The organism is Acidobacteriota bacterium (assembly GCA_016715115.1).
In the GTDB taxonomy this organism is placed as follows: Bacteria; Acidobacteriota; Blastocatellia; order Pyrinomonadales; family Pyrinomonadaceae; genus JAFDVJ01.
In genome coordinates this window covers 786,848-809,713 of the sequence record JADKBM010000004.1, presented here as the reverse complement: position 1 = coordinate 809,713, position 22,866 = coordinate 786,848, and the positions used below count along the sequence as shown (strand labels likewise).

Sequence of the window (22,866 nt, the reverse complement as noted above, 5' to 3'; positions counted from 1 at the left end):
CGGATCTGGAATTTCGGAATCGGCGGTTGAGCGCTGACCTCAATCTTCTTTCTCCAACATACCGAGATCAAATACGCGTCTGACTTGCGGATTGTCGAGATCTGCCGCCGCTCTGCGGCTCGGGAATCTCTCCGCGTCGTCCGTGGGCTCACGCCCACGGCTTGTATCTTGATTATCAACTGTTTCGCAATTATCTTGGACGCTTGATGATTGCGGGGGAAAGAGAAGGTTTTCGTTGGTGTTGATCCTTGGGCTGCCGAGGTGGTCGTTGGTCAGATATGCCACCTGCGGGGTTTCGTTCAGGATTGTCGAGTATTCGGCCACCAATCGTGAAGATGCGTCGCAGACGAAGACGGTTGTTTCCGTGACCTGATTGTTTGTGTAAGCGATCTTCTTGACCGGCATTCTCGGACATCCACCCGATTTAAGTTCGAACGGCTTTACATTGATGTGAAACATCTCTTGCTTGCCTACTTTGATTACAAATTTTCGGCGTTGATCGGGTACAAATTCCAATTCCTGCCCATCCGCTGAAAAGACTCTAATGAGACGGTATGTTCCCTTGGGTAACGCTTCGTCAAGCAACCCCGCTTTGTTTGATTGAACGATCAATGTTTCCTTACCACGACGTAACTCGATTTTCGCCCCCACGAGTCGACTAGCATAGACTTCGCCTGGATCGTCGATGCTAACCTCTCCAAAAACGTAACCGAATCCCGTTCGTTCTGCGCATAAGAACATAATGGCGAACTGAATAACAAGAAAGCTGGCACGAGAATGCTGACCATTCTATTTGGTCTTCGGAACAACATAATAGTAATCCTCCGAGTTTGGGATGTTCGTCATACGCCCACGCGTCGTGTTGTATTTCGTGTACGGCGAACCGCCGTTGGTTTTCATCACTTCGATGACCGCCTTTTGGCCTTTCGGCACCGCCTCGTCCAGTGCATTCATAAACGAAACATTATTCGCTTTATTGTTATTAGTATTGGTTGTTTGAGTCGCAGAAATCGGATCGGCTTCAAAACCGGCGATCATTGCCTCAGATTCGTCATGCAAGTCATTTGCAAATGCCGTCCATTTGCCGTTCTTCGTTTTGAAGAATCCTAACTCGCCGTCCAGAAACTGATTCCCGTGTTTGAACTCATGCGCAAGCTTTTGAATCAGTGTCAGCGAACCGAATGCAGAACTGTCGCCTTTTATGTTGATGTACAAATGGCCTTTCTGGCCTTCGTAAGAGAGTTCGCCGCCATTGTCGTCAGCCGATTCATTGCGAACGTGAAACGTCACCGAGTGATCGTTCTTGAGTCTTTCGTAATCAGCCTTCAGTTTGACGCCGCGTGCCCTGACTTTGGGGTCCTTCGAATTGGCCATCTTATCGAGGTGATTTTCGTAACTCCGTTGTGCGTTGGTTCTGGCTTCTGTCTCGCCTTTGTTCTGTTCTTGTCTTGGATCCCGCCTTCATTAACGCGGGCGATCCAAAACTTCCGGAACGTCAGTCACAACGAAACATGGCATGCTCCGAAAGTCCTTGATATCCGCATTCTTGCCGTTCTTGGTCAGTACATAATCAGCTTCAGTAACCGGTCGACGAAAGTATCGTTTCCCCTTTTTGTAGATTACATCACCGCTGCAGTCAGTCTCCTCCTTGTCCGCAGTTTGAAGATTCAACATGAGTCGGGAATCCAGTTCCGAATCGAGAAGTCCACGGGACATTATTCGATACTGGACAAGGATAAATTCTTGCGTCATTGTTTTAGCGTCCGCTTCAGCGTTGATTCGGACAATCCAGAACTCTACGGTTGTTGCGGTCGAAAATGCGTTGATACATCCGGCACAGCGTGAGGTTTTCAACCAAGCAACGATTTCACCCTCTGTCTTACGGGACTCATCTACCTGAGCCGAAATCGAAACGACGGCCAAGCAAACAAATGTCAATATGATAGCCAGTCTTATTAAGTACATGCTTGATTCTCCTTCAATCAGTTACTCTTAGGAACAATAGTCGCTCGGTCGATCTTGCCAGGGAGTTTCTCAAAGGGTCGGTTTACACTCGCCGCCGGTTGTTTAACATCAAACGTCTTATTAACCCGGACATCAACATTAAGTATACTGAAATTATAAGTTACCTCCCTGCTTTGGACCGAGGCTCCGTCCGGAACGGGGTCCGCCCGAATAATTGCGCCCCCAAAGAATTTGTCGGCCTGCTTGTGTGCTCTCTCGTACACTGCGTCACTCATCGACTTACCATTAAGTTCACCTTCATCAACCAATGTGGATGCGCTTATTGTACCTTCAATGATTTCGTGAGCAATTACCTCACCTGAGATCGACTTGTCACCGGTTTTGTTGAAAACCTCAAGATCACTAAGGTCTACTGAGTTTGCCCCAGGCCCATCATACCTGCCAAATGTGATCGAATCCGAGGTAGCAAAAACATTTAACGTTGATCTGACACTACCGGGGCCACTGTCTGTGATCGTGTCATATAGTTTTTTCTCACGGTCGCTCAGCGTAGCTCGATCAACACTACCGACAATCGCAAGCCGCCCGTCCTTGACAACTACTTTGAACTGCGCGCTTTTCCGGTTGTTCAGATTCGTGCTCGTACCAGACTCACATGCCGCTTGTTGACTTGAAACCTCGGCTTTTGTCTTACCGTTCGTTTTGCAACTCACTAAGACGTCTAGTCCTGTAGAATCCGAGAACGACAGCGGGTTGTTGCGAACGTATGAAAAGAGGTTGAAACTCTGTGGAAAGCTTCGGCGACCCATTTCGAGAAAGATTTGATCCGCGCCCGTAAACCTTCCCAATTCCTTCTTGTACATTCGAGCCTGGGCGTAATCGAGGCCGGTTTCTTCGTCGTTGAGATAGCCGGTGAAGCCCTGGCGGACGTCGTCGGTGACGTATTGGTCAGTAGTCGATCTGCCGCCGAGGCCGATGATCTCTTCGCCGTAGGGCATGTAGTCTGTCCGTGAAACCACCGTGCCGTTTTCGTTGGTGTTGATGCGGGGCGTGCCGAGGTGATCGTTCGTCAGATACTGCACCTGCGGCGTCTGGCTGAGGTTTGTCGAGTATTCCGCGACGAGTTTTCCGGCCGCATCGAAAACGAAGATCACGGTTTCCGTCGCCGTCACTTTCTTCACCCTTCGCCCGTCGCCGTCGAAATAGTACAGCCCGATCGTCTGGTTCGAAGCGTTTTTCACTTCTTTCTGCTTGTTCTCAGCGTCGTAATAAAAACTCCGCCCCTCGGCGTCGGTCAAGATGTTCCCCGCGGCGTCGTATGTGTAACCCTGGCCGCGAGTAAACCGATTGTCGGAAGTGTTGATCGTCGGATTCGAAACCGCCGAATTCGAGAACGACGCCGGAAAACTAGTATTCGCCTGATCAAACCGGCGATTGCCGTAGCGGTCGAACAAGTAAGTCTGCTTCCACGCCGACGTTCCGCCGGCGGTCTCTTCGGCACTGAGCAGTCTGTTCAGTGAGTCATACACATAGCTTTGATTGAGAACGAGCGGATTCTGGTTGCTTCGTGCGGACGTCAGCGGGATTGTTCGCACCCTGTAACAAGCCACCAAAACCCCTCGGTATTCTTGGGATTGAAATCGACTCTGAAAACGCGCAGGTCATCGCATCCCAGTTTCTTCATTTCCCTTGAACGCCGCTCTGATTTGGGTACTCTGTTTCTGATGTCAATAATCCGCCTATTGTCAAAATGCTTCACATTCAGATTCGGTAAAATGAGTCGAAACCGATCAAAAGTCAATCGCACATCAAATTTCTCGATTGACTTAAGATCTGGAGCAACCGTCACGATATCGTCACTTGTTTCCAGATCGTAGAGAACTTCATTTCTTGAGGGCGACAATATCTCAACCCTCAATCCCTCGATTTGTTTCGGATTCCCATTCTCGGTGAACACGATGTTGATGCGATCAATGCGATCACCCTGACCGCTCACCCGTCCCGTGAGCGCAACTGCCACAAATAGAGCAATAAACAACAAGCTGAACGAGTACTTTTCAAAAGCCATAAATCACCATCTATGCAAATCGTTATGGGCAGTCACAATTGGTCTTTTTTCGGACCTTCCGCGGAAGTTTCGGCGGCGCCGGGCTGTATTTATAGAGGATCTCAGCGCTCTCGGCCTTAAGGACCGTGAATCTGTACTGGTAACGACCTTCGCCTGCGCCAAATTTTCCGATCAAAACAACTCGCATCGTCTTGCCGAAGCCCGATGATTTTAACGTTTCTATCGATTGCGCTGCGCTCACGTCTTCCCAGTCTTTACCAAAGTCGACTAAAATTCGCCCCGACGAGGCGTCCCAGCAATCGGCACAAAACAACTCGGAAACTTCAAACGCGAATCTAAAGGCCGCCGTGACCCGAACTATTTTGTTTTCAAAATCCTTCGGGCTTTGTCGAAGCAAACAGAGGTTTACCGTAGTGGCGTTATTGAGATCACTCGGCACCTGCGCGTATTGTTTCTCGCTGAACCCAATAAGCAATAATAGCGTCAGGATACTTAATTTCGTATTTCTACATCTCACGGATTTCATAGACTTCACAAAACGTCTTAAGATGTTTCAAAGATCCGCCTCTTGGCTGATCCGTATTCCGGGACCGGTTCCCTTTTTTGAATTTGAAACGGGAGTGAGGTTATTGTTGTATTCGAGGAAATTACGAACGCCTGCCCCTCTCTTGGATTCCCGATCCGCAGAATCGAGCTTCAGCCATCCTTTGTTCCATATGTAGTATTTCGGACTTTTTGCGACATCGGGGTCGTAAACCGAGACGCCCATTGCCTGAACGATGTACGAGCTAACCTGGTAAGCCCGCGTCTCTCTCTCATAATCAGTCCGATCCATAGATGAATTTGGAACTCCACTATTCCAATACGCGTTGTAATCACCAACGTGTTGCCCTTCATGGGCAACCGCGCTTACAAGGTCGACATCATTTACTTGCTGACGGAAAGTGACATTGACGATTCCGGTTTTCTTGTTTAGACTCGTTTGCCCTCCTGAATTGTTGCCAAACCCCAAAACGACGTTATTTCCATCGCGCTCGCTTCCATATGCCGCAAGTGATTCAATTACTTGTTGCTTTTGTTCTGCCGAAAGTGTCTTGCTCAAGATTGTCAGCAGCGCCGCGCTCATCAACGCATGTCGAATCCTGTTTCGCTCGGCAATCTGTTTGTTCGCTTTTTTAATTGCCCGTTTCCGTTTACTCTCATCACTGATACCATTTGCCGCCTCCAACAATTGAGAGTCATCAGCATGTCCGCCCAAATCCGTGCTCCATTCAAACTGACCACTTGAATCGATGAACGACACCGGACGGTTGGTCACATACGTGAATCTGTTCCAACTCTGAGGAATTTGAATACGTCCGGATCCGAGAAGCGAATCGGGGCCGGTAAACCTGCCGGTACTCACTGAGTACATCCGAGCCTGCGCGAAGTCCAAATTTGTCTCGCCATCGCGTTCGTAGCCGGTGAATTGCTTGCGGATCGTGTCGGCGGCGTATTGGGAATGAGTCCGTTCGGTGACTTCTTCGCCGTACGGACGGTAGTCGTGTCTCGAAACCACTGCGCCGTTTTCGTCGGTGTTGATCCTTGGGCTGCCGAGGTGGTCGTTGGTCAGGTACGCCACCTGCGGGGTTGGGTTTAGATTTGTCGAGTATTCAGCCACCAGTCTTGAAGATGCATCATAAACGAAGACGGTTGTTTCCCACTGGCCGTTTATCCAGCCGCGCTTTTTGACCCTGCGGCCGTCGCCGTCGAACCAGTATTGGCCGATCGTCTCATTCGACGCGTTTTTGACTTCGATCTGCTTGTTCTCAGCGTCATAAACAAATGTCCGCCCGTTCGCGTCTTTCGTCGTGTTTCCCGATGAATCAAACGCGTAATCGTTGACGCTGTCACCATCTTGATCGAGATTGATCCGATTGGTGTTTGCGATCGACGGATTAAAGACCTTCCGGTCCGCCGGGCAAACCGTGAGATTCGGTGATGTTCCGCAGTTTTTCGGGATCGTCGTCGTGTTCGCTTCGACAAAGTTCCGGTTGCCGTAGCGGTCGAACGTGTAATCCTGCTTCCAGATCTCCGTTGATCCGATCTTCTCGGTCGCATCGTCGATCCGGTTCAGCGAGTCGTAAGTAAAAGTCTGAACCGCCGTGAAGCCGTTTGAACCTCCGACGGTCGGAACCGTTATCGTCTGCGACTGAATGTTCCCGTTGTTCTTTGCCGTATTGAGCGTGCCGCTTTCGACGACGCCGTAGGTGTAGTCGAGTTTCAGCAGATCGGTCGTGTTCTGAACCTTGCCGAGAGCGATCTGGGTTGGCTGGAGGCGTGAATTGAAGGCAGTCTTCTCCCACGTACCGTTTCCGAGCTGCATCGACGAAACCGCGCCGGCGGCGGTGTAGGTGAAATGGTTCGCGTAATTCCAAAACGCGTTATTCGCGTTCTTTTGGCTTTTGACAGTCTGCAAATCGCCCTCATCGTCGAGCACGGTTTTGACAATTCTTCCCGACGGATATTTCGCTTCAACCATCGCGCCCGAAAGGTTGTATTTGTACTCCATCTCATTATAGACGGTTCCGTCTGTAGTCTGTTTGCTTTTTTTCACGCGGCCGACGGCGTCGAACTCGGTGTATTCGGTGACCGAGAACGGCGACGTGACCGGACCGGTAGTGACCTTTGTCAGCTTGCCCTTGGCGTGGCTCAGATTGTCGTAAGTATAGTAAACGGGAAGCGTCGCGTTGTCGTCGTATGTCCTTTGCGTCACCCGGTTGAGCGCGTCGTAGCTGTAAGCGGTCGTGATGTTTCGCGCGTCCTTCTTGCTGGTCAAATTTCCGTTCGGGTCATATGCGTAACTTATCGTTCCCGATTCGGGATTCTGAGCCGTGAGCAGGCGCGAGAGACTGCTGTAGGTGAAGGAGCGGACCTGGTTCGTCGTCGCGCCGAGCGGCTGATCGACCTGCGTGAGATTGTTCAACGGATCGTAATTGTAGGCGGAACGGTAACCGTGGGCAATCGCCGTTCCGGGGAACGTGACCGACACGGTTGATGAATCGGAAGCCGGGACGATCTCCCAGACCTCTTTGAGCTGCCCGAGCGCGTCCGTCCGGCTGATCCGCTGCTTTCCGGCCTGATCCGTGACAAGCGTCCGGTCGGCGTCAAGGTCGGTGCGGACGACGCCGGTCGATGCCGTATTGTTTCCCCACGGCTCGGGAAGCGACGAGCCGGCAAAGGTCTCGACCTCTGACCGGATGCCGGTGCTCCAGGCCTTCGAGCGTGTCCACCCCATCGACTCCTCGCTTCCGGCATTTGACGAAACACTCGCCCGGTACGGGTTCGAGCTGAGCTGATACGTGAACCCGTTCGTTGTCAGATACCGCGTCTGGACCTTGATGCCGTCGGTCTCGTTGGTCGCCGACTGCGTCGCGGCGTCTTCCAGCGTTTTCGTCAGCCTGACCCTTCCCAATTGATCGAAGAACTGCGTCGCGACCTTCCCGCCGTCGCCCTTCGCTGCGACGTCGGCTCTCGTGATGACCCGCCGGTTGACGACGTCATATTCGGTTTGGACCCAAACCTCGTCGTCGGTCCCGACCGCCGAGGCGACCTTCACCGGCCGTCCGAGGTCATCGTAGTAAGTCGCCGTCGAGATGCCGTTGTCGACGTCCGTCGCGAGCGTCGGAAGACCCGTGAAATAGTCGTAACGCATCGCCAAGGTCAGTTTCAGCGCCGAATGGTTCGAGGCCTTCTCGATTTTCGTCGGATAGAGGTTTTCGAGGTTCGGCGAACAGCTCGCCGCGCCGTCGATGCAGCCGTACGTGACGGCGGTCTGGACGCCGTTCGCGTCCGTCGTCACGGTCGGCGCCCCGAAGGCGTTGTATTGGACGCTTGTGATCACGGAATTGGCGGCCGATAGCGGGACCGTCACGTCGTCTTTCGTCGAATCCCAAACGCGCGTTTCCGTCAGATTCCCCTTGTTGTCCGGGTCGTCATAGTAGAACTCGGTTCTTGACACGGTCGTGTCGTTCGCGTCCCGCACTTCGCTCGATTTGAGGAGGTTTCGAAGCCGCGGCGCCGAAGGGTTCGCGTAATGGTACGGGCTGTCGGTCGTCGTATCCGAGGCCGGCGGCGCCTGATTGTAGTATCGCTGACCGTCTTTCTCTTGAGGACGAGACCGGACGGCAGGGCTGTTACCTTCGAATAGATCCCCGAACCGGAACGCGGCACCGAAAGGTAGGGCACCCAGTCGTATTCCCTGACGGCTAGAACGTTGCCGTTCTTGTCGTAATCGGGGTCCTTGATCGCGGTCAGCACGGGGTTGCCCGAGTTGTCGGCGGCCGTCGTCAGTTCGGTCTTGACATAGGCGTTCACGGGCTGGGAGTTGGCGCCCGTGACCCGCGGCGCGGGGTTCTGCGCCCAGATCCTTTCGACCATCGACCCGTTCGAACTCAGCGTCTTGTACGCATAGCCCTTGAAGTAGCCTTGCGTGTCGCTGACCTCGACGGTGCCGCTCCCGTCGGGACGCAGGACGGAGCCGACACCTCCGGTCGCCGAAGCGGAATAGACCGTCGACTCGGTGACCTCAGTCTGGCCGCCGTCGTATTCCGCCGCGAAAACGAGATCGCGCCGTGTGATCGGGTTGTTGAGGACGTCGAAGCTGGAAAGTACCGGCGCGTTGCCGTCGAGCTGGAAGGAGTAATCGGCCCGCGCTTCCGAAGGAAGCGTGACCGATTTGAGCTCGCCCCAGCCCGAAGTGTAGTTCCCGCTGCCGGGCTGAACGGTTGCGGCGTTGTACGTGAAGACGTATTCGCGGCCGCCCGCCTGTCCGGGGAGAATGATCTTCTCGACCGCCGCGATTGGCTCGAAAAGGTCCTCGTAGATGTATGCGCCGTTCGCGTTGGATGCGCTCGTCGCCTTGTAGTTGCGGTATACCCAGCAGGTCTTCCAACGGATCTCGGTCTCGACGTCGGCCCCGCCGAACCCGCGCTGGATCACCCGCTGAGTGCCGTTCGCGTCCGTCGTGATGAAGACGAAGTGGCCGGCGCCGTCCTCGATCATTTCCCCGTTAGAGCCGCCGTACGATCCCGGCTTCCAGACAAGTCGGTTGCCGTTCGCGTCCGTCATCCGCTGGCGGATGCCCGGATCGTCGGGCGGGAGGTTTTCGACGGTCGTGCCGCCCGGCATATAAAGCGTCCAGTTCTTGCCGATAATCCCGGCACCGACGTTCTGGCCCGCCGGAACGAACAGCCGCAGGCCCGACCCGTCGTTCGTGTAATAGTTCATTCCCGACGAGGTGATCCCGACGACATCGTGCGAACAACTCGTCCCGCCACCGTTGTAATCGATGTGGGAGGAGACGTGCCTCGACCCGTTCGGGTCGATCGAGAACCAGCCGTCGTCGTATTCGTCGTCGAAGGCGGAACCCGTCCCGTAAGGCCGGAACTCCTTGACGCTGCCGTCCGGCATTTCCATCTCAAGTCGGAAGATATAGCCGTTCCGCCTGTATTCATAGCCGTTTCCGGCGGTGCACTGGGCCTGTTCCTCAAGATTGAACCGGCTCTTGAGGATGAGGCGGAAGCCGCCCGTGTCGAGCTTCCAGCCGGCCTGTTCCGACAACTGCAACAGCTCACGCATATAGTTCGTGTCGCCGGTCTCGCCATAAGTGCCGTCCGTCCTCCGTTCCTGCCTTGAATCCCACAGTTTGCCGTTGTACCTGAGCGAAACCGTGTAGCCGGGGGATGTGCCGCGGCCGGGCGCGAGCGATGCCAAAGGTATCGTCAGCATCAGGTTGCCGTTGTTGAGATTGACGTTCTCGATGTCCGAGATGGAATAGGAGTTCCCCGCGCGGAATCCGCGTTGCGGCTCGCGTTCCTGTCCGAATGACGGCGAAAGCGCTGCAAGGATTGCGATTGCGGCTGTCAAAAAAGCGGTGCGTTTCATTTTCTTTACCTCATTTCAGGTCCCTAGGCAATTGTCCGATGGGTGTTTGGCGACTCCTGCGGTCCGGCTACCTCCGGTAGAAGGCCGGGACCGGGATGTCACCCAAGACTCCGAACTGCTGCTGGCGAAGCGAGCCGTTGGTCGCCGACTGGCGGATGTACCACGTGCCGGTGGATTCTCGCCAGACGGCGAGGTCGGTTTTGCCGTCGCCGTCGTAGTCGTTCTGGACGAGCTTGTCGCCGGAGATTCCCCATTGGGTCTGGGTTACCGTCCCGGTCGAGCTTTCGCGGATGTACCATTTCGTGTCGGAGGGCCGGAAGAGCGCGTAATCGGCGCGGCCGTCGCCGTCGTAGTCGGACGGGACGGGGACGTCGCCGGCGGTTCCGATAACCGCCGACTGGGTTTGGCTGTTGCTGCTGTTGCGCGAGTAGAAGGTGTTGTTCGACTCCCGACGGACGGCGAGGTCGGCACGGCCGTCGCCGTCGTAATCGGCGGGCGCGGGTTTGTCATCCGACAGACCGTATTGTTGCTCGTAAACCTGATTCGTCGTGCTCAGCAGGATCTTCCAGACGCCGTTCGCGCCGTCCTTGTGATAAACCGCAGGGTCGGTCCGGCCGTCGCCGTCGAAATCGGCCTGCGCCGGAGCGTCGCCCGAACCGCCGAGCGAGATCATATAGCTCGAACTGTCGGAACTGCGCATGATCCACCAGTCGCCGTTTCGCCAGATCGCGAAATCCGTCTTGCCGTCGCCGTCATAGTCTCCCGGAACAGGCTTGTCGGCCGGGAGTCCCCATTGCTGCGACGTCGTCTGCTGGTTGCCGTTCAGCACCCACCAGACGCCGCTCGAAGGCCGCCAGACGGCAAGATCCGCCGGCGGAGCGGCGTTGGCATTTGCGTCTTCAACGGCTAAAAGCCGCGAACCTGCGTACAGATATTCTCTCGAAAGCTGTGGAGTCGGCGTCGGCGATGGCGTCGGAAGGAAAGGATTGACGCGGCCGAGAAGCGTTGGCTGATACCCCGGAGCCTTCCGCGCGAGCATCTCGTCCTTCGCACTCTGTTCGAGAAAGCTCATCCCCGTGCCGAAAACGCCGAGCGCGACTACCGAGATGATGAGAATGGCGAACCAGTTCCAATTTCGGATTTGGGATTTTGATTGATTTATGGATTTCATTGTTCTACTCCGGCTTTTCGGCTCTGAGAGCGGGGTTTGGAAATACAGAGGCCGAACGTTCGCAGCGGAATGTTCGGCCAAAGTGAATTTGAAGTTGCGGTCAACGCGATCCGGAAATCGGGTTCTGATACGGCGTCAGGATATGGCTCCCGGCGTTGGCGGCGGTGCGGCGCTCCGATCGCGGGGAGTTCGTGCGGCTCACACCGCGGTCGTAAGCGCGTCGGGATCGAGTGAAGCTCGTGGAAGGCTCCGCTTGAGTTCGGGTTGTGGGAATCGACGGGCATCGGCCCTCCGCCGGCGGAAAACGCCAAACCACTTTTCGCCGGAATCAAAGCAATGTCGCCGAATCCGGGTTTGCGGTCCGACGGCGACCGTCAGTGCGAGTTTTTCGACAACTGACAACCCGAACGTAACAAAAAAAACCGAGGGGGGCAAGCGGTTGGTTATGATGATTTTTGGTCAATATACGCAGTGCGGCTTATCAGCGGGCCGCGAACTGATTCGTACAACTGATTTGCAGCGCCATCGACTCGATCACGTGACGGTCGGTTGATTGCGGAACGGGAATCGGGAAAGAGCCCGAAAGTACGAACCGATTCGGCCGTTGCGGTTCCGTCTCGCAACGATGTGGCGTCGTTATTGAAGCGCGGCGAAAAGCGATTCGTGCTGATCGCCGGATCGGCGGCATCGTTCGAAACACCCGTAATCGTCGTGTTCAACGATGGTGCAGTGATCAAACGGCTCACAGTCAAGCGTCTGTTTCCGGTTGGTTGATATCCCATTCTTTTCTACGGCCGATATGAGACCACTGAGATTGTCGTATGTGGGTTGAAAAGGTACGTCCCGAATTAACCCGATTACGCAATGGAAAATTTGCCCGCGAATTTCCGCAAATCTGAGCGAAAATACTTCTGTCCAAACCCGTACGAACAAACCGCTTTTCGAAGCTTTGGCCAGTGGCCCAATTTCAAAAAAACGGAATCTTTCGGCGCGCTCTTAGACAAGATTTCTATTCGCACTGGCGAGGATTCGCGGGCAAAATCCGCTAAAGCGTAATCTGGGATTAAGAATACGTTCAAGTGTTGATCGAAAATCCCAAATCCGAAATCGGCGGTGCGTTCGCTAACGCGATTCGGGGCCAGCCGTCGCTCCGCGATTGATTGACGCCGAACCGCGGGCCGCCGGGTATCTTGGATCGCGCGGATCGTTAGCCGGACGAATCGGCGACCGGCGCAACTGCCCGTTGCCTGCTAGTCCAGAAAGGTCCGCCACCAGATCTCCAGATTCAGAAGCTGAAAGACCTGCAGATTGAAGTCCTCTTTTCCGGATTGATTCGCTTCGATGATCCGGCGAACTTCCATCGGATCAAAGACTCCCCGGCGTTTGACGGTTTCCTCCGACAGCAGATCGTCGATCATCGGTCGCAAAGACGTTCTCAGCCAGGAACGCACCGGTGCCGAAAATCCGGCCTTTTTGCGCCAGATGACTTCTTTCGGCAGCAGACTCTCGACCGCCTTCTTCAGAATGTACTTCCGTTTTACCCCTTTGATCTTCAGATTCGCCGGAATCTTCTCCGAGAGCGAAACCACTTCGTGATTGAGAAACGGGACGCGGACTTCGAGGTTCGCGGCCATCGACGTCCTGTCGGTCGTGTCCAGATTGAGCGCCGGCATAAACGTTTTGAAGTCGACGTATAGAAGCCGATTGAGCGGAGCCCAATCCCGGCTCTTATCGAAATATGAACGATGATGACGATACGCGTCGAAGTCCTTCAACGCGGGGCGCAACGTGGTCGAATAGAGCCGCGTCTTCATCGCGTCTGTGAAGTAGGTCCCGAATCCGAGATACCGATCCTCAAAATCCAATCCGGCGCTGCGGGCGAACTTCTTCGCGTTGCGCAACGGCGCGGTGAGTTTGCCTTTGACACCGCCGTAGAGCATCGCATCGACGGTTTCCATCAGAGGCTTGCGGATCATCGATGGAATGAAATCGGTCTTGCCGGCAAGTTTCATCGCCATTTGCCGCGGGTATCCGGCAAAAACCTCGTCGCCGCCCATTCCGCTGAGCATTACCTTTTGCGTCGCGCGCGATTGTTTCGAGATCAAATAGGAAGGGATCGCCATATCGATCACCGGCGCGTCCATATGCCAGACGAGTTTCGGAAGAAGCTCCGTCAGATCGGGCGTGAGCGTCGTCTCGTGGTAATCGACCGGGAGGATCCCGGCGACGCGGCGCGCCCATTCGACGTCGTCGGGAATGATGTCGAACTCAAGATCTTCCGCCGAGATCCCGGTCGTGTATGTCGAGACGCGTTTTGCGTGCCTCGTCATCAGCGCGACGATCGAGGACGAATCGACGCCGCCCGAAAGAAACGCGCCGAGCGGCACGTCGGCAATCATCTCCATTTCAACCGATCGGTCGAGCGTTTCAAGAACGCGTTCCCGCCAAACAGTCTCCGACGTTTCGCGGTCTTCGATCGAGTAATCAAGATCCCACCACTCACGCGTCGAGACCTCGCCGTCCTTCCAGACGAGGAGATGCGCCGGCGGCAGTTGATTGATTCCGCGAAAGAGCGTCTGAGGCGGAACCGGCCAGAGAAAGGTCAGAAACTGATTGAGTCCCTCGTGATCGATTTCGGCACGGATGAGTTTCGATGCCAGGATCGCCTTGATCTCCGAGGCAAAGACAAGCTCGTCGCCGAGCTTCGCAAAGTAGAGCGGCTTGATCCCCGCCCGGTCGCGAACGAGCGTCAGTTGTTTTTCGGCTTCGTCCCAGACGGCGAACGCGAACATTCCGTTCAGCCTTGGAAGACAGTCGGTTCCCCAACGGCGAAACGAATTGATCAGAACTTCGGTGTCCGACCCGGTCCTGAATACGTCGCCAAGCTTTTCGAGTTCGTCACGTATCGATCGGTAGTTGTAGAGTTCGCCGTTGTAAACGAGGAAGAAACGCCCGCAATCCGAGACGAACGGCTGATGTCCGGCATCCGACGTGTCGATGATCGACAGCCGGCGATGTCCGAGGCAAGCCCTCTGACCGTCGCGAAACGCGCCGGAAATAAAAACACCCTCGTCGTCGAAGCCTCGATGCTCGATCGATTTGAGCATAGGTCCGATGCGTTCGTCAGGGTTGTTGGCGATCAGTCCGGCGATTCCGCACATTGTTCAAGGTTAAGGTGAAACGCGGGAAAAGGGAAGGTCGGTACGCTAAGCGGTTGAATAGTCGCGACGAATTGTCATCGCTCCCGAAAACGATACCTAAACCTTTTTCAACTTCCACTTCCCGCGCCTGAAAAGCACCGCCGAGACTACGGCAAGGAGCGAGAACGCCAATGTGATCGCCCAGAAAACCCCGTTCGGACCGAGTTCGAAACTGTACGCCAGAACATACGCCAACGGAATTTCGAAGATCCAGAAGATGAACAAATTGATCATCGTCGGCGTCCAAGTGTCGCCGGCGCCATTGAACGACGTCTCGAGGACCATTCCGAAACCGTAAAACACGAATCCGTAGGAAATGATCCGGAGACAATCGACCGCATAGTTCGAAACGATGGCCTCTTCGGTGAAGATCCGCACGATCGGCCCCGCGAGAAATATGAAGAACAACCCGAGCGCGCCGTAGAACGCAGCGTTGAAGAACGCGGCGGTCCAAACGGCCTTTTCGGCGCGTTCCGGTTTCCCCGCGCCGAGGTTTTGTCCGACGAGCGTCGCGGCGGCGTTGCTCAGGCCGAGCGCCGGAAGGAGCGCGAAAACGATCACGCGAAGTCCGATTATGTAACCGGCGATCGCGGCACTGCCGAATCCGGCGACGACGCGCACGAGAATGCTCCAACTCGCCGTTCCGATCAGGAACTGAAACACCGCCGTCCCCGACAGTTTGACGATCTTCACCAGCAATGAACCATCGAACTGCCAGTGTTCGGCACGGATCTCGAATCGCTTCTCGCCTCGAAAAAGGAACCAGAGCGCGTAAAGAACACCGGCGCCGCGCCCGATCGTGGTACCAACCGCCGCGCCGGTGACGCCGAGTTCGGGGAAGATCCAAACGCCGAAGATAAAACACGGCGCGAGAACGATGTTCAGCAGATTCGCAAACCACAGCACGCGCATCGCGATCGCGGCATCGCCGACCCCGCGAAAGATCGCGTTCAGCAAAAAGATGAAGACGACGACGGCGTTGCCGCCAAGCATGATCCTCATAAACGGAACGCCCTGCTCCAACACTTGCGGCTCGGCACCGAGCAGCCTGAAGATCTGCGGTGCGAGAATGATGCCCGGAATGCTCATCAGGATGGAGACGATGACGCCGAGATAAAGCACGTGCGTTGCGGTCTTTGCCGCGCCGTCCTTGTCCTTTTCACCGATGCGGCGCGCAACCGTCGCGGTCGCGCCGATCGCGAGTCCGAACGCGACCGCGTAAACCAGCGCCATCATCGATTCCGTCAGTCCGACGATTGCGACGGCGTCGGCACCGAGATGCGCGACGAAAAAGATGTCGAAGATCGCGAAGAGACTCTCCGCGAACATTTCGATGATCATCGGCACACTCAGAATGAAGATCGCCACAGGCAGCGAGCCCTTTGTAAGATCGCGGTTTGAACCCGAAAACGCCTCGCGAACGACGGGCCAAAACGCGTTGTTCTCCGTTTCGGAAACGGAGTTCACCGAATTGCTATGCATAGGATTCCTGAATCTGTTGATTAACGAACCTGAAGAAAAATTCCAATGCGCCTTGAAGCGTTAGGAATTCGAATTGCGCGAGTGGTTAGCGGACAATGATTTTCATAATGTGACGGAGTTTAGCAAAGCCCGGATTGCCGAGTCAAACGCGAATCAGCCTCGCGGGGGAGAGATGCCGCCGGCTTCGTAGATCTTGCGGCCTTTCCAGACGACCCCTGAACCGTCCAGGATCTTTCGAGCGGAATTTAGGAGAATCATCAGAAACAACGCAAGTCCGACGGGCGCAAGCAATGCGTGGATCGGGTTTGCCTCGAAATAGACGCGGACGACCAGAAACAAGATGACCTGCAGCAGATATGCGGCGAAAAGCGGGAAGAACAAGGAGAATTCACCCGCGGAGAGCGCGCCCGCGGCCAGGAAGAACGGCAAAACACCGAGCACCAAAATCCATAAGCCGCCAACGAGAGTTCGAGTGATCGAGAAACTCATCCCGGAATAAAAGTTCTTCGAGAAACCCTCCCAAACCTGGCGAAAACCGGAGTACATACGCGTCTCAAACAAATCCGGCGCGTACGCGATCCGATAGCGCACCCCTTTTGATTTCAACAGTTGAGCAAGCTTCAGATCCTCCGCGACGTCGTCTTTGAACGCCTCGAAACCGCCGACGGCATCTATTGCCTCCCGTTTCAGCAAAAAGAAGTTTCCGCTTCCGAGCGATGCAGTTCCGCGCGGATCGTTGACGCGGTGGAGCGGTCTGACAAGCAAGCAGAACCAAGCGAAAACCGGGATGAATATCTGTTCCCAAAAAGATCCGAGGCGCTGGCGCGGAAGCAGCGAAAGCGCGTCAAGATCAAAACGCTCGGCGTAGGCAACGGCCGTTCGAATGGCGCTTTGATCGAAAATAATGTCGGCGTCGGTCATCAATACCCAGTCGCCTTTTGCCGCTTCGAAAGCCTGCTTCAAAGCGTGTGGTTTTCCGAGCCAGCCTTCCGGAGTTTCCGAACCGTTGATGAAGCGAAAGTTATTCGACCCTGAGTCTTGTGACAGTTCTTCGAGGATGCTCTCGGTCGAGTCGGTTGACCGATCATTCAAAACGATGATCTCAAAATTCGCGTGATCCTGCGCGACCAGCGATCCGAGACTCATCCTGAGGATGCGGTGCGCTTCGTTCCGGGCGGGGACGAGTATCGAAACCAGGTTTTGCTTCGCCGGAACCACCGATACGGATTTTCGCAAACGCGTCTGGCGCGCGAGGCAATAGATCGTCCAGACAAGCGCTGCGGGCCAGACGGCAAAACAAAGCCAGGCTGCGACGACGAGCGGATCCGTTGTTTCCCGAAAGATCATCTTTCCTTACGATGATTGCAGACTGCGGGCACAAAAAAAAGTAACCGCTTCGAGGTTGAAGCGGTTACGGTCTAGTGTGTTTGTTGTAATTCCTATTTTGCAACGCTGACTTTGATCGTCCGGCGTCCAAATTTAACTGCTTCCGAGCAGCTCGGAACCCAAATATCGAGAATCCGTCCTTTGATCGCTCCGCCGGTATCCGCAACAACGTAGGTTCCGCTATAAGCTCCCGCGCTGATGTTGATCTTCGTGCCGAGCGGCAAAATTCTGCGGTCCGCCGCGACGATGCCTCGTCGAACCGATGAGCCGGAGGCCGTTCTGCCTTTCAGGCAGTACGCCGTTGCCTTGAATGCTTGCCCTTCAAAGAACTTCTTATTGCCACCTTTGGCGTTGTTAATAGTATCCGTTAAAAAGGTTATCGATTGATTGTCCGAGTTCTGAAAATTTTCTTCGTTAAAGTTTGCTTTTTCAATTACTAACTGTTTATTATTTTCCTGCGAATCAATCGCTATTGTAACGGCTTCGGCGGCTGTCGGTTGAAAGAGAGACAAAGTCCCCATCAACGCTATCAAGCCTAGAAGCACGCTTCCTCTAGCTAGATTTTTCATTTTTTCAATGCTCCTTTTTCAATTTTCTGTTTTTCAAGAGTTAAAATTTCAAAAAAGCGCCGGCAAAATTTGCCGTTCGAAATGCTTTTTGAGCTCCGAAAACGCAGAAAGGAACTGTTGCGATTGTGGCCGCAAGGAAGTTCCTTACTGAAAACGTAAGTAATGCTAACATCTTTGAACAAGCGGTGTCTAGTCGCTTTTTGGCGTCAAGCCACCGAAAACCGCGGTTCGGGGTGTTGTTGAACGGTCGCAAGTGGTGTATTTGCAAAGGTTAGGAGAATTTGCCAGAAACCGGCAATTTAATGCGATTTGGCCGTTTTTGGAGAGGAATATATATGGACGAAAGGCGAACCGGATCGAGATACGTGATCTCGTTTCCCGTCAGAATCAAGTGGAAAGACGATTCCGGACAAGAAGTGACCGAAGAGGGATTGACTGAAAACGTCGGGCAGCACGGCACGCTGGTTTTTCTTCCAAGGTTGCTTCCGACCGTCGGCAGCAAGGTTAACCTGACAGTTACCGAAAACGCCGACGACGAAGTGACCGTAACGGCGCAGGTCATCCGTCTCGAACGCAACGCGGCGCATCCGCAGGCGGCGTTTCAGCTGACCGATTCGCTTCGGCTCTGGAAAAAGAAAGTCTGGGAACATGCCGGACAGATCATCGCCAACCAGAAGCCGGAAGAGATCGACGAGTGGTAAGACGAATTCTATTCGCAATCAATCTCAAATCCCGGATCACGCTTTCCGGACGTAAAATCTAAGTTGCTATGGATTATCTTGTTCTTGGTGCGGGCCGAATGGGGCTCGGAGCGGTTTTTGATCTGGCGCATAACTCGCCGGACGTCGATAGAATAACGGTTGCGGACGCGGATTTCTCGAAAGCGGAAGCGGTCGCTTCGGCTGTCGGCTCGCCGAAGGTTGAAGCCGTCCAACTCGACGTTTCAGATTACCAGAGAACGGTTTCCGTGATGCGCGGCCATTGCGCGACGATTTCCTGCGTAAATTATTGGTTCAACGTCATACTGTCCCGCGCCGCGATCGAAACCGGAAGTCATTTCTGTGATCTCGGCGGCAACAACTACGTCGTCGATGAGCAATTGGCGCTCGACCAAGAAGCGCGGAACGCTGGCGTGAGCATTATTCCGGACTGCGGACTCGCCCCGGGAATGGTTTCGGTTCTCGCAATGCACGGCGCAAAGAGATTCGACGAGGTTCGCGAGGTCCACATACGAGTCGGCGGTCTGCCGCAGAATCCGCAGCCGCCGCTCAACTATCAGCTCGTCTTCAGCGTTGAAGGGCTGATCAACGAATACATCGAGGTCGCGCGCGTCATCCGCGGCGGCAAAATCGCCGAGGTTGAATCGATGACCGAAATCGAGAGCCTCGAATTCGGCGGCTTCCCGCCGCTCGAAGCGTTTCAGACATCCGGCGGAACTTCCACGTTACCCGACACGTTTCTTGGAAAGATCTCGGAACTCGACTACAAAACGATTCGATACGCCGGACATTGTGATAAATTCAAGGCGATGATCGACCTCGGGCTCTGCTCAAGCGACGAAATAGACGTGTCGGGAGTGAAGATCCGGCCACGGCGCGTATTCGGGGAGCTTCTGACGCAACATTTGCCGGCGGACGGGCCGGACTACGTCCTCGTCAGGCTTGAATTCGTCGGCGTCAAGGACGGACAGGCGAGCAAACTCCGATACGACATCGTCGATCGTCAAGATGAAACGACGGGTCTGAGCGCGATGATGCGCACAACGGCGTTTCCGGCTTCGATCATCGCGCAGATGATGGCGAGGGACGAGGTTCTCACGCGCGGTGCGACACCACAGGAGAAAGCGATCGATCCGGATCGTTTCGTCGCCGAACTTGCGCGCCGGGATATAAGGATCATTGAAACTTCGGGCTAAGTTTTCGGCCGACGCCAAAATTCGAAAGGAATCGATGAGACTCTTCTACCGTGAAGCCGTGCCGTCCCCGGACGTCGCACATATCATCTTCTCATTCTGGGAGTTTCAGACCGGTGAGTTCGATGGCGTCTTTCAACACGAAGTCTTTCCCGACGGATGCGTTTCGCTCTTTTTCCGAAAAAGTCCGCAACCTGGTCTTTCGGGCTTGGCCTTCAGCGGTCTGTACCTGAAAGTGATCACCGCGCCGGTTCTTCAGAACGAAGTATTCTGGGGTATGCGCATCGCACCTGCCGCTTGCGGGTCCGTAGTTTCCGCGGATCCGTGTTTGTTTCTTGAAAATCGAATTATAGATCCCGATTTTTCGCCGATACTGACGGCCGGACTTGAAGCGATGCTCGCCGAATGCACTAATTTCGGAGAAGCGATCGCGGTTTTCGAAGAGCGAATCCGCTCGATCGGACTTGCGCCTGAAAGCATAGACGTTGTCGTAGCGGCCGCGGCGGCGGTCATTGAAGACTGTGGCGGGGAAGTTAAGATCGGTGATCTTGCGCGACACATCGGCATCAGTCCGAGGCAACTGGAACGCCGCTTCAAGGCCGCATCCGGGCTGACGCCGAAGCAGTTTGCCCGAACCCGCCGACTGCGCGCCGCGTCCGTTCATATCGTTGAACAGGGCTCCGCCAGTTGGGCGGAGCGTGCGGCAGCGACCGGATTCTCAGACCAATCGCACCTTGCACGCGAATTCGCGTCGGTGACGAAAAGAACGCCGAACTCGTACGCTCGAAAGGTAAACATTATTACCCACGGGCACCTCGTAAAGAAGTCAGAATAGAATGTCGCAAATTTACAAGACTTGCCGCTCTCGGAAGATTGATAATCCGATATGCAGCGACGAGGTAATTTATGATTCAAAGATTCTTATTGGTTAATTTGTTGGCGTTGGCCTTCGCTATCGGCGGTTTCGGACAGCAGATGAACACCGATCTTCAAAAGGGCGAAATGAAAAAGGTCGATAGTATGGTCGGACAGTGGAACGGTGCGGGTTGGATGCAGCAAGGTTCGACCAGATCAACATTTACCGGAACCGAAACGGTTCAGCGGAAACTCGGCGGGTTGGCACTCTTGATCGAGGGAAACTTCAAAAACCCTGAAGGCCGCGTCATACATGAAACGCTGGCGCTTCTTTCGTTCGATGCGAACGCGTCGAAATACCGCTTTCAGACCCATCTCGCAACCGGCGCCAGCGGTGACTATGATTTCCGCACACGCGAGAACGGTTTCGAGTGGGGTTTTCAAACGCCATCCGGTACCATTCGCTACACGATTTCGACGATCCGTGATGTTTGGCTCGAGATCGGTGAGTTCTCGCGCGACGGCAAAAGCTGGATCAAGTTCTTTGAAATGAAGCTTGAACGGGCAAAATGAACATCCGTCCGATATGAAAAGGCCCGCCGGATTCGGCGGGCCTTTTCTGATTTCGGGGCAATTTCGGGACAGTTACCAAACCAAACGCGGGTTGGATTTCTTTTGCAGAAGCTTGCGCAGCTTCAGGCGCGCCTTGTGGAGCTGGGATTTGGATGTTCCGACCGAGCAGCCCAGTATCTTGGCGACCTCTTCGTGCTCGTATCCTTCAACATCGTGGAGAACGAACACACTCTTGTAGCCATTCGGCAATTGCGCGATCGCGCTTTCGAGTGCGATCCGATCGACCACCGGCATACGACGGTGGTTTTCCGTTCCGTTGACGATCTGCACCGGCGTTTCGCCCTCTTCCGTCGTCTTTTCAAACTTCACGGTCCTTTTGCGGAAGTGCATCAAAACCTGATTGACCGTCATTCGATGGAGCCAGGTCGTGAACGCGGAGTCTCCGCGAAAACTGCCGATCTTTCGATAAAGCTGGATAAAGACATCCTGGGTTAGATCTTCAGCCTCGGACGCGCTCTGCAGCATTCGCAAACAGATCGAGTAAACCCGACGGTGATGGCGCTGATAAAGCTCTTCGAACGCGAACATATCGCCGGTCGCCGCTGATCGCGCAAGCGAGATGTCGGTCGCTTTCCCGACGTTTTCAAACTTCTCGACTTCTGCCAATTCCAAATCGTCAACTTCCGTTACGACCAGACCGCCGAGCACCGATAGATTCAAAGTTTCCGTAGTAGTCATTTCAATTCCCCCCGCGGTTAGAGAGTCAATTAGCGTGCCAAACCCGGAATGTGTCGTAAAATCGGCCAAAAACTCCGAAAAGAAACGCAGTTGTGAGTATTTTTCGGACATACTCTCAAACACGTTCGGCATCAAAGGGTATTCCCGCAAACCAAAAGGTGTAGCATCCGGCGCAGTTCGTACACGCTTTCGTTGATTTCCGTCCCACTATCGATTTCTGCCCTGAAAATGCTAGAATCGTAGTTCCTTCGGCGACGAATCCGATTCCGGCGCTGCAAAAAAGACGAATGAAGCGGTATTTACTTTTCAGCCTGGTTCTATTTTATTGCGTTTCCGGCCTGCGAGCCCAGACGGCGATCCAGATCGCCGACGACGAAATTCCCGTGCTTATCAAAAACCTTCCCGATTGGGAATCCGTTTTTGATTCGGCAACGATCACGAACAATTCCGATAAGCTGAAGGCCGTGCTCGGACCGCGCGAGGTTCTCGACCTGATCGACTTTGCCGGCGGAACCGAAGCCGTGACGGCGCCTTACGATGAAGGGAAACTTCTGATCGTCGAGTATCCGACGCCCCAGGCAAGCATTGCGGCCGATGCGGCGTTCACCGAGAAACTTGCCGCGCTTGCGTCCGACCCGCCAACTGTTTATCGCCGTATCGGTAATTTCAACGTCTTCTTGTTCGACACAACGGATGTCAACAAAGCCGGACTTCTTCTCGACAAGGTCAAATATGAAAAGACCGTTCAATGGCTCGGCAAAGATCCGAACTATCTGCAGAAAGCCGAGCGATATCTTGCCCGGTCGATGGCTGATATGTTCGTCGGCACGGCGGTTGCGATTGTCTCCGCGCTCGGTCTGGCGGTCTTGACGGGAATCGTCGCCGGACTGCTTTTCTATCGATACCGCGACCAACGACGGGCATCGATGCCGACGTTTTCGGATGCCGGCGGAATGGTCCGGTTAAACCTTGACGGTTTTACGCCAACGGTCACATCGGATCGACTCCTAAATGACTGATTT

The 22,866-nt window shown here is 54.6% G+C and carries 19 protein-coding genes; 5 read left to right on the top strand and 14 right to left on the bottom strand.

Annotation, left to right across the window (positions count from 1 at the left end; translation table 11 throughout):
- Positions 1-39: 39 nt before the first annotated feature.
- The 13 genes from IPN69_05765 to IPN69_05705 all read right to left on the bottom strand — a co-directional run bounded on the left by IPN69_05765 (position 40) and on the right by IPN69_05705 (position 17,766).
- Positions 40-612, bottom strand: coding sequence for a hypothetical protein (locus IPN69_05765; protein ID MBK8810226.1), 573 nt, complete (start codon positions 610-612; stop codon positions 40-42).
- Positions 613-789: 177 nt separating this feature from the next.
- A complete protein-coding gene (locus IPN69_05760) occupies positions 790-1,374 on the bottom strand; it encodes a hypothetical protein (GenBank protein MBK8810225.1) in 585 nt (194 codons plus the stop codon).
- Between the two features lie 90 nt (positions 1,375-1,464).
- The gene (locus IPN69_05755) at positions 1,465-1,965 is read right to left on the bottom strand and encodes a hypothetical protein (GenBank protein ID MBK8810224.1); all 501 of its coding nucleotides are present in this window, start codon (positions 1,963-1,965) and stop codon (positions 1,465-1,467) included.
- A gap of 17 nt (positions 1,966-1,982) precedes the next feature.
- Entirely contained in the window at positions 1,983-3,263 is a 1,281-nt protein-coding gene (locus tag IPN69_05750) for a hypothetical protein (GenBank protein ID MBK8810223.1), read from the bottom strand.
- Between the two features lie 278 nt (positions 3,264-3,541).
- The gene (locus tag IPN69_05745; protein ID MBK8810222.1) at positions 3,542-4,033 is read right to left on the bottom strand and encodes a hypothetical protein; all 492 of its coding nucleotides are present in this window, start codon (positions 4,031-4,033) and stop codon (positions 3,542-3,544) included.
- 22 nt (positions 4,034-4,055) lie between these two features.
- On the bottom strand, positions 4,056-4,568 hold the full coding sequence (locus tag IPN69_05740) for a hypothetical protein (protein ID MBK8810221.1): 513 nt from the start codon (positions 4,566-4,568) through the stop codon (positions 4,056-4,058).
- A gap of 18 nt (positions 4,569-4,586) precedes the next feature.
- Positions 4,587-8,057: a hypothetical protein gene (locus IPN69_05735; GenBank protein MBK8810220.1), complete on the bottom strand. Its 3,471-nt coding sequence runs from the start codon at positions 8,055-8,057 to the stop codon at positions 4,587-4,589.
- Positions 7,982-9,958, bottom strand: coding sequence for a hypothetical protein (locus IPN69_05730; protein MBK8810219.1), 1,977 nt, complete (start codon positions 9,956-9,958; stop codon positions 7,982-7,984). Before IPN69_05730 ends, IPN69_05735 begins: the two co-directional genes overlap by 76 nt.
- A 67-nt stretch (positions 9,959-10,025) precedes the next feature.
- The gene (locus tag IPN69_05725; GenBank protein MBK8810218.1) at positions 10,026-11,129 is read right to left on the bottom strand and encodes a VCBS repeat-containing protein; all 1,104 of its coding nucleotides are present in this window, start codon (positions 11,127-11,129) and stop codon (positions 10,026-10,028) included.
- Between the two features lie 1,250 nt (positions 11,130-12,379).
- Positions 12,380-14,290 (bottom strand): asparagine synthase (glutamine-hydrolyzing), encoded by a 1,911-nt coding sequence (gene asnB, locus IPN69_05720; GenBank protein ID MBK8810217.1) that lies wholly within the window; start codon positions 14,288-14,290, stop codon positions 12,380-12,382.
- 96 nt (positions 14,291-14,386) lie between these two features.
- Positions 14,387-15,811, bottom strand: a complete 1,425-nt coding sequence (locus IPN69_05715) for an MATE family efflux transporter (protein MBK8810216.1) — start codon at positions 15,809-15,811, stop codon at positions 14,387-14,389.
- Between the two features lie 153 nt (positions 15,812-15,964).
- Positions 15,965-17,158, bottom strand: a complete 1,194-nt coding sequence (locus tag IPN69_05710; GenBank protein ID MBK8810215.1) for a glycosyltransferase — start codon at positions 17,156-17,158, stop codon at positions 15,965-15,967.
- Between the two features lie 92 nt (positions 17,159-17,250).
- Positions 17,251-17,766, bottom strand: coding sequence for a 3D domain-containing protein (locus IPN69_05705; protein ID MBK8810214.1), 516 nt, complete (start codon positions 17,764-17,766; stop codon positions 17,251-17,253).
- Between the two features lie 335 nt (positions 17,767-18,101).
- Between IPN69_05705 and IPN69_05700 the strand changes: the two genes are divergently transcribed.
- From IPN69_05700 to IPN69_05685, 4 genes are all read left to right on the top strand, one after another.
- Positions 18,102-18,467 carry a PilZ domain-containing protein gene (locus tag IPN69_05700; GenBank protein MBK8810213.1) on the top strand — a complete coding sequence of 122 codons (366 nt, stop codon included), beginning with the start codon at positions 18,102-18,104 and terminating at the stop codon, positions 18,465-18,467.
- 68 nt (positions 18,468-18,535) lie between these two features.
- The gene (locus IPN69_05695) at positions 18,536-19,681 is read left to right on the top strand and encodes a saccharopine dehydrogenase NADP-binding domain-containing protein (protein ID MBK8810212.1); all 1,146 of its coding nucleotides are present in this window, start codon (positions 18,536-18,538) and stop codon (positions 19,679-19,681) included.
- Positions 19,682-19,715: 34 nt separating this feature from the next.
- Positions 19,716-20,513 carry an AraC family transcriptional regulator gene (locus IPN69_05690; GenBank protein ID MBK8810211.1) on the top strand — a complete coding sequence of 266 codons (798 nt, stop codon included), beginning with the start codon at positions 19,716-19,718 and terminating at the stop codon, positions 20,511-20,513.
- Positions 20,514-20,584: 71 nt separating this feature from the next.
- Entirely contained in the window at positions 20,585-21,106 is a 522-nt protein-coding gene (locus IPN69_05685) for a DUF1579 family protein (protein ID MBK8810210.1), read from the top strand.
- A gap of 72 nt (positions 21,107-21,178) precedes the next feature.
- Here IPN69_05685 and IPN69_05680 read toward each other — a convergent pair whose 3' ends face one another.
- Complete coding sequence (locus IPN69_05680; protein MBK8810209.1) at positions 21,179-21,844, bottom strand: RNA polymerase sigma factor; 666 nt, start codon at positions 21,842-21,844, stop codon at positions 21,179-21,181.
- A gap of 287 nt (positions 21,845-22,131) precedes the next feature.
- Between IPN69_05680 and IPN69_05675 the strand changes: the two genes are divergently transcribed.
- Positions 22,132-22,863 carry a hypothetical protein gene (locus IPN69_05675; GenBank protein ID MBK8810208.1) on the top strand — a complete coding sequence of 244 codons (732 nt, stop codon included), beginning with the start codon at positions 22,132-22,134 and terminating at the stop codon, positions 22,861-22,863.
- Positions 22,864-22,866 lie beyond the last annotated feature (3 nt).

Excerpts from the sequence above, each read along its gene's own strand:
- IPN69_05695 (MBK8810212.1), top strand. The coding sequence starts at position 18,536 with ATGGATTATCTTGTTCTTGGTGCGGGCCGAATGGGGCTCGGAGCGGTT.
- asnB (MBK8810217.1), bottom strand. The coding sequence starts at position 14,290 with ATGTGCGGAATCGCCGGACTGATCGCCAACAACCCTGACGAACGCATC.
- IPN69_05725 (MBK8810218.1), bottom strand. The coding sequence starts at position 11,129 with ATGAAATCCATAAATCAATCAAAATCCCAAATCCGAAATTGGAACTGG.
- IPN69_05760 (MBK8810225.1), bottom strand. The coding sequence starts at position 1,374 with ATGGCCAATTCGAAGGACCCCAAAGTCAGGGCACGCGGCGTCAAACTG.
- IPN69_05690 (MBK8810211.1), top strand. The coding sequence starts at position 19,716 with ATGAGACTCTTCTACCGTGAAGCCGTGCCGTCCCCGGACGTCGCACAT.
- IPN69_05700 (MBK8810213.1), top strand. The coding sequence starts at position 18,102 with ATGGACGAAAGGCGAACCGGATCGAGATACGTGATCTCGTTTCCCGTC.
- IPN69_05685 (MBK8810210.1), top strand. The coding sequence starts at position 20,585 with ATGATTCAAAGATTCTTATTGGTTAATTTGTTGGCGTTGGCCTTCGCT.
- IPN69_05675 (MBK8810208.1), top strand. The coding sequence starts at position 22,132 with ATGAAGCGGTATTTACTTTTCAGCCTGGTTCTATTTTATTGCGTTTCC.
- IPN69_05710 (MBK8810215.1), bottom strand. The coding sequence starts at position 17,158 with ATGATCTTTCGGGAAACAACGGATCCGCTCGTCGTCGCAGCCTGGCTT.
- IPN69_05705 (MBK8810214.1), bottom strand. The coding sequence starts at position 17,766 with ATGAAAAATCTAGCTAGAGGAAGCGTGCTTCTAGGCTTGATAGCGTTG.
- IPN69_05755 (MBK8810224.1), bottom strand. The coding sequence starts at position 1,965 with ATGTACTTAATAAGACTGGCTATCATATTGACATTTGTTTGCTTGGCC.
- IPN69_05730 (MBK8810219.1), bottom strand. The coding sequence starts at position 9,958 with ATGAAACGCACCGCTTTTTTGACAGCCGCAATCGCAATCCTTGCAGCG.
- IPN69_05715 (MBK8810216.1), bottom strand. The coding sequence starts at position 15,811 with ATGCATAGCAATTCGGTGAACTCCGTTTCCGAAACGGAGAACAACGCG.
- IPN69_05680 (MBK8810209.1), bottom strand. The coding sequence starts at position 21,844 with ATGACTACTACGGAAACTTTGAATCTATCGGTGCTCGGCGGTCTGGTC.
- IPN69_05745 (MBK8810222.1), bottom strand. The coding sequence starts at position 4,033 with ATGGCTTTTGAAAAGTACTCGTTCAGCTTGTTGTTTATTGCTCTATTT.